This is a genomic window from Nonomuraea sp. NPDC004702, assembly GCF_053601695.1.
Window position 1 is genome coordinate 90,445 of record NZ_JBSGCE010000040.1, and the last position, 6,000, is coordinate 96,444.

4 protein-coding genes are annotated in these 6,000 nt (G+C 68.2%); 2 read left to right on the forward strand and 2 right to left on the reverse strand.

What is annotated here, in order from left to right; translation table 11 throughout:
• The first annotated feature begins 636 nt into the window (after nucleotides 1-636).
• Nucleotides 637-2,256, forward strand: a complete 1,620-nt coding sequence (locus ACWEJ6_RS37075) for a tyrosine-type recombinase/integrase (RefSeq protein WP_020544404.1) — start codon at nucleotides 637-639, stop codon at nucleotides 2,254-2,256.
• 458 nt (nucleotides 2,257-2,714) lie between these two features.
• On the opposite strand, the gene ACWEJ6_RS37080 is transcribed toward ACWEJ6_RS37075, so the two are convergent.
• Nucleotides 2,715-3,866 (reverse strand): hypothetical protein, encoded by a 1,152-nt coding sequence (locus tag ACWEJ6_RS37080; RefSeq protein WP_452429870.1) that lies wholly within the window; start codon nucleotides 3,864-3,866, stop codon nucleotides 2,715-2,717.
• 152 nt (nucleotides 3,867-4,018) lie between these two features.
• On the opposite strand from ACWEJ6_RS37080, the gene ACWEJ6_RS37085 reads away from it, so the two are divergent.
• Nucleotides 4,019-5,056, forward strand: coding sequence for a tyrosine-type recombinase/integrase (locus ACWEJ6_RS37085; RefSeq protein WP_452429872.1), 1,038 nt, complete (start codon nucleotides 4,019-4,021; stop codon nucleotides 5,054-5,056).
• Nucleotides 5,057-5,374: 318 nt separating this feature from the next.
• Here ACWEJ6_RS37085 and ACWEJ6_RS37090 read toward each other — a convergent pair whose 3' ends face one another.
• Nucleotides 5,375-5,896 carry a hypothetical protein gene (locus ACWEJ6_RS37090; protein WP_452429874.1) on the reverse strand — a complete coding sequence of 174 codons (522 nt, stop codon included), beginning with the start codon at nucleotides 5,894-5,896 and terminating at the stop codon, nucleotides 5,375-5,377.
• Nucleotides 5,897-6,000 lie beyond the last annotated feature (104 nt).

Genomic DNA, 6,000 nt, shown 5'->3' on the forward strand with positions numbered 1-6,000 from the left:
GTGGCGTGTGGTGCTCGAGGCGATCGGAGCGGGTGCTTACTTCGATTTGACCAAGGTCTGGCCTACCGCGCTGTCCTAATTCGGCTCTTCGAGCCGGTATTTGGATAGTGACCGGGCAATGCTCGCCCGCTGGATCGGGACGATGATGCTGACAGGACATTCTTTTCGTTCAGTCGAGCTTTTCTGCCTTCTCCCGCCATTACGGCCAGAAGGCGGTTATGCGTGCAAGCGGGACAATCTGCGGCCAGCCGCTGCCCGGGACGCCACGCCGGCGGCTTGCCCGGCCGGATCATGTGTGTCCCGGGGAACGTGACCAGGGGATATCGCTTGACGCGGGCGGTGAAGGTGGGCGTCGATACCACCGCCCCCGACCAGCGGCCGCCGTGGGCGTTCCACAACGGCCGCCTCGGCCGTGTGCGTGCCATGGGACGGCTGCAATCCGGGCCCTGGACGCCGCTGCCCATGCGTGGGGTGCCTGACGGCATGACCGCGTCCCGCGCGACGCTGCGGGCAACCCGCCGGTCGGGTCGTGCAGGGACCCATCGCCCAGGGGCGATGGCGTGTCCAGCCGGTCGTAGGGGTGCAAAGGAAAGGCGTCGTCGAGCAGCGACGACGCGGTCAGCAGCCGATCAGGACATGAAGGGCAAGACGACGCAGATGAACGGAACCACCTTCAAGACATGTTCCTGCCGCGACGAGGCGACCGGCAAGAGACTGGGCAAGGCCTGCGCCAAGCTGCGCCGCCCCGGCGGCGCAGGGGAGAGGTGGAGCAGCACCCACGGCCGCTGGGCCTACCAGCTCGAGTTGCCCGCGCACGCCGATGGGCGGCGGCGCAACCCCCTGCGACGGCGCGGCTTCGCCACACTGGAGGAGGCCGAGGCTGAACTGGAGCACGCCCGTGCACTGCTGGCGCTGGATGAGGACCCACACGTGCAGCGGAAGATCACCGAGCTGATGCTGTCGGTGCTCAAGGACACCAAGACGCTGCCGCCTGTGGAGGAGGTGCGGCGCAAGGTCCGCACACGGCAGGACCTCAACCCCACCGTCACCGTCGCTGAATGGATGCAGGAGTTTCTGCGGCGTAAGCGGAAGATCGATGCCACCACCCGTCGCTCGTACGAGGCGCACATCCGCCTGTACTTCACCCCCTACCTCGGCGACATCCGGTTGGACCGGTTGCGGGTGTCGGATGTGGCGGGGATGTTCGATGCGATCGAGGAGTTCAACGACGTCATCACCGCCGCCCGCGCCAGCGCCGATCCGGAGCAGCGGGCGACGGTGCGGTATCGGCGGCCGGTCGGTCCGGCAACCATGCACCGCATCCGGGCGACTCTCCGGCACGCGCTGAACATCGCGATCAAGCAGGACCGGCTGATCGACTTCAACCCGGCGGCGGTGGTCGAACTCCCCGACGCCGTATCTCCCAAGGCGCTGGTGTGGACCGAGGAGCGGGTGGCCGCCTGGAACCGCGACTTGCAGGAGCGGCTCGATGTTGAGCAGCGGCAACGGTGCGGGGCGCGGCTGAGCCGCGCCGCCATGATCAACGTGTACGCGTCCGTGCCGCGTCCGTCCCCGGTGATGGTGTGGACGCCCTCCCACACCTTCGCCTTCCTCGCCCAAGCGGCAACCCATCGGCTGTTCGCGCTGTACCGACTGATCGCGTTGCGCGGGCTGCGCCGGGGTGAGGCGGTCGGGCTGCGCTGGAAGGATGTCGACCTGGCCGCCGGGACGGCAGGGGTGCATTGGCAGATCACTCAGCTGGGGTGGGAGCCGGTGCAGGGCAGGCCGAAGACCGAGGCCAGCGACCGCACCATCGCGTTGGACGCCGATACCGTCACCGCGCTACGCGCGCACCGCAAGCGCCAAGCCGCTGAGCGGCTGGCGGCGGGGGAGGCGTGGATGGACAGCGGGTTCGTCTTCACCGACGAGATCGGCCGGGCGTTGCATCCGCAGCAGGTCAGCGACCAGTTCTACCTGCTGTCCTTCCGGGCGGGGTTGCCGCCGGTGCGGCTGCATGACCTGCGGCATGGGGCGGCTTCGATCATGCTGGCCGCAGGTGTCGATCTGAAGGTCGTACAGGAGACATTGGGGCATGTGTCATCCACCTTCACGCGCGACACCTACACCAGCGTCTACCCCGAGGTGGCCCGCGCCGCCGCCGAATCCGCCGCCGCCCTCATCAACACCGCAGCCAGCGGCGCGCAGACTGCCCGGTTGATCACACTGCCGAACCACATCGACCACGCCACTACCTGAGCTACCGAACCCAGCAGGCCCGCCGATTCCCCGGCGGGCCTGCTTGTTTGCCCTCCATGAGGGTGTCGAACTGTGGAGCCGATCGGTATCTAATTTCGGCTGCGAAGGGGCGAGCGGACTTCCGCATGAAGCAGGGGATCTTTTATCTGCTGGTCAGAAACGCCTGGCGAGCACAACGAAGCAGTTTGGCTAAGGCTTGACCGCTCACGAGGGCGTCGCTGACCGAGGACGCCGTACGGGCCTTCTTGCTTGGTCTTCTGTTGGTCGTCGGCGAGGTCTGAGCTGACGATGGCGGACTAAATGATCTACCGCCGTACACGGTCCGTACACAAGAGCAACCATGGAGCAACCGACCATGATCAACGGCAAGATTTGAGGGTGGCGAGAACCGAGAAACCCCAGGTCAGACGCGGTGTTGGTGAGTAGGGCGGGTGGGACTTGAACCCACGACCCACGGATTATGAGTCCGATGCTTGCGACTCCTTCGCCGAGTCGTCGGCAGCAGGGGTTGTGGATTCAGGCTGATCGGATGGGTGGAGGGATTGCTGCTCGCGTAGGAGCGCTTGGGCGACGGCGGCGGCCGTGACCGCCTCTTCGCGTTGGCGCTGGGCGGTTCTCAGGGTGCCGGCCAGGTCGGCGAGTTCGCCGCGCAGCCGTTCGGCCTCGCTCAGGGACGCGGCTCTGGCCTGGTCGGCGAGGGTGCGGGCCTGCTCGGCCAGGGCGGCGGCGGTGATCGCCTGCTCGCGCCGCTGACGTTCGGTGGTCAGCGCCTGGCGCAGCCGGTCGGCCTCTTCCGCGTGCGCTGCGGCGGTGCCGCGAGCCTGGTCGCGTTCCTGCTCGGCCCTTCGAGTCTGGGCTTCCTGCTCTTGGCGGTGCCGGCGGAGGTCGGCGAGTTCGTGCTGCTGGTCGGCGACTTGGCGTTCAAGGTCCGTGATACGGGCGGTCGCGGCGGTGTGCATCTCGGTGAGTTCGGCGGTTCGGCGGAGAGCGACGTCACGGTCCTGCTCGGCTTGGTGCTGTCGGGCGGTGGCTTCGGCGGCGAGTTGCTCAGCTTGAGAACGCGCGTTCCCGTATTCGCCGACCTGGCGCCAGGCGTCCTGCTCGCGTTCCTCGGCGCGGTCGCGGGCAGTCTCCGCCTGCCTTTGCGCCTGTTCGGCCGCCGCGATCCGGGCGGCGGCGGTGTTGGCCGCCGCCGTGGCGCGCTGATCTGCCGCATTGGCACGCTGGTCGGCCGCTGCGGCGGCGGCCCGGGCCTCCTCGGCTGCCTGCTCCGCGGCTTGGACCTGCGCCAGCGCGCCGCTGCCCAGCTCGGTCAACTGGGCGCTCAATGCTGCCTGAGCAGCCTGCCACTGCTCGCCGGCAGCCAGCAGCGGGCCGAGGAGATCCTGGGCGCGCAACAGCGCGTTCGCCACCGGTGCGGCGTGTGAGGCGGTACGCGCCCGGTAGGCGGCGGCACGGCAGGCGTCGCTGCAGTACTTGGCTCGGCTGCTGCGTCCGGGGAGGGCTTTGGCGCAACCGGGGCCCGCGCATCGCATCTCCTCCGTCGTCTCGACGCGGGGGATGTCGTCGCTCTGGGGTGATGCCACCACAAGTTCCTGATCGTCTGCCACAGTCAGCCAGATTAGCGTTCGTAGCGATCGAACGCATCCGTTTCGTGCGAACGGGAACGCTCGACTCTCACATTCTGATCCGTGATAATCTTCCTTATCAGAGGTTAGAGTTGGCGCGTCCAGTCGCATCAAAGAATGGGGACGAAACGGACATGAGTGAGGGCGGGTGGCTGCCGACGGCGGGGGAGCAGTCCAAGGCGGTCGGGGCGCCGGAGTACGAGGGCGGCCACACCGTGGCCGACTACGCGCTCAGCGAGGACACCCGGCGCCTGATCGCCGAGGGCGTGCCGGCCAACACCCGTCGCGCCTACGCCCGCCAATGGGCCGCCTTCACCGTCTGGTGTGCCGAGCACGGCCGGCAGGCACTGCCCGCCACTGGACAGACGCTGGCCGAGTACGTCGCCCAGCTGTGCCTGGCCGGGCAGGCCCCGGCCAGCATCGAGCAGGCCCTGGCTGCCGTACGCACCATGCACCGCCTGTCCGGGCACACCGGCCAACCCGCCACCGAGGCCGCCCGGCTGGCCTTGCGCGCCTACAAACGCCAGCGCGCCGAGAACGGCGGCCGCGGCCAGCGCGAGGCCCCACCCATCACCATCGACGCGCTGCGCGCCATGGTCAGCGCCTGCGACCTGGCCACACCGATCGGGCTGCGCGACCGGCTGCTGCTGGTGCTCGGCCTGGCCCTGATGGGCCGCCGCAGCGAACTCGTCGCCTTGACCAAGGACGACGTACGCGAGGTCGCCGACGGGCTGGAGGTCGTCATCCGCACTTCCAAAACCGACAAGGACTCCCGCGGCGAGACCATCGCCATCCCCCGCGGCACCCACCCGCTGACCGACCCGGTCGCCGCCTGGCGCGACTGGATCACCGTGCTCGACCAGGCCAGACACACCAGCGGACGGCTACTGCGCCGCGTCAACCGGCACGGCGGCATCGGCCCTTCCCTCGGCGCCGACGCGGTCAACGTCATCGTGCGCGACCTGGCAGTACGCGCGCGCGTGCCCTTCGCCGACACGGTCACCGCGCACAGCCTGCGCGCCGGCGGCGCCACCGTCGCCTATGCCGCCGGCGTCCCCGTCGCGGTCATCGCCAAGCACGGCCGCTGGGCTCCCGCCTCACCTGTGGTCTTGCGGTACATCAGGGCGGTGGATCGCTGGCGGGACAACGCCATGCGGAATGTCGGTCTCTGACTGGCAACGGGCACGCGGTAGCGGCGAATCCAAGGGATGCGCCTTCCGCCTCTGCCGCAGGGGCGGGGCAGCGTAGGAATGGCGGTGCCCCGGGTCGCATGAAACAGAGGCGAGCCCGGGTCTCATGTTGTGACTTGGATCGCTTGATGACGTGATTTTGGGATCGCTATTTGTCGTTGTCGTCCTGAGGGCTGGACCTTGCTGATGTCGTGTCTACCGTTTCTCTTCAGGAATGGCCCTTCCGTGAAGTACGGAGGTGAGACTGGCAGGAGTCGTTGATCAAGTGGTCTGTATTCAGGCCAGTCGGGCTGAGGGCGTTCACTGTGAGTGGTCATTCGGGGCGCAGCGGTTCCAGGTTCCGCCTGCGTCAGCGGCGACTCGGGTGGTGGTCTTGTCGTGGAAGCCGAGGGCCCGTGCAATGACCGGTGCGGGGGCCTGGAGGACGAGTTGGCGCAGTGCTGCTGGTCGTGCGGTGCTGGTGAGGAATCCAGCGAGGCGTAGATGCTCGCGGAGCGTGCCGGGGTTGGCGGGTTGGTCGGCTCGGCGGCCGGGAAAGAGCCAGCGGGCGCCGGGGTTGGTGGCGGTGTTCAGATGGGGCCGTTCGTCGGCCAGTTGGAGCAGAAGGCTTGCGAAGGGCTCGGGGACCGGTGTCGGCGGGTCTCCGAGTCGAACGTGGAGCTCGCCGTCGAGCGAGATTAGGTCGTCGAGCGTGATGCGAACGATCCGTGTGATCGGCTGAGCGAAGAGGAGCATAAGGCAGGCCGAGACCCGGGTGGGGAGGGCCAGTCTCTCGTCGTTGAGCGCGCGTCGGAGAAGTTCCAGGCGGCGGCGCTGAGACAAGGGCGGAGCCTTAGAGCCTGCTGACAAGGGGATTTGGTGTTAGGGCTCGAGTCAGTAGAGCGCCGTGCTGTGGTCATGAGTGGGTAGTTGCCCCGTAAGCAGGA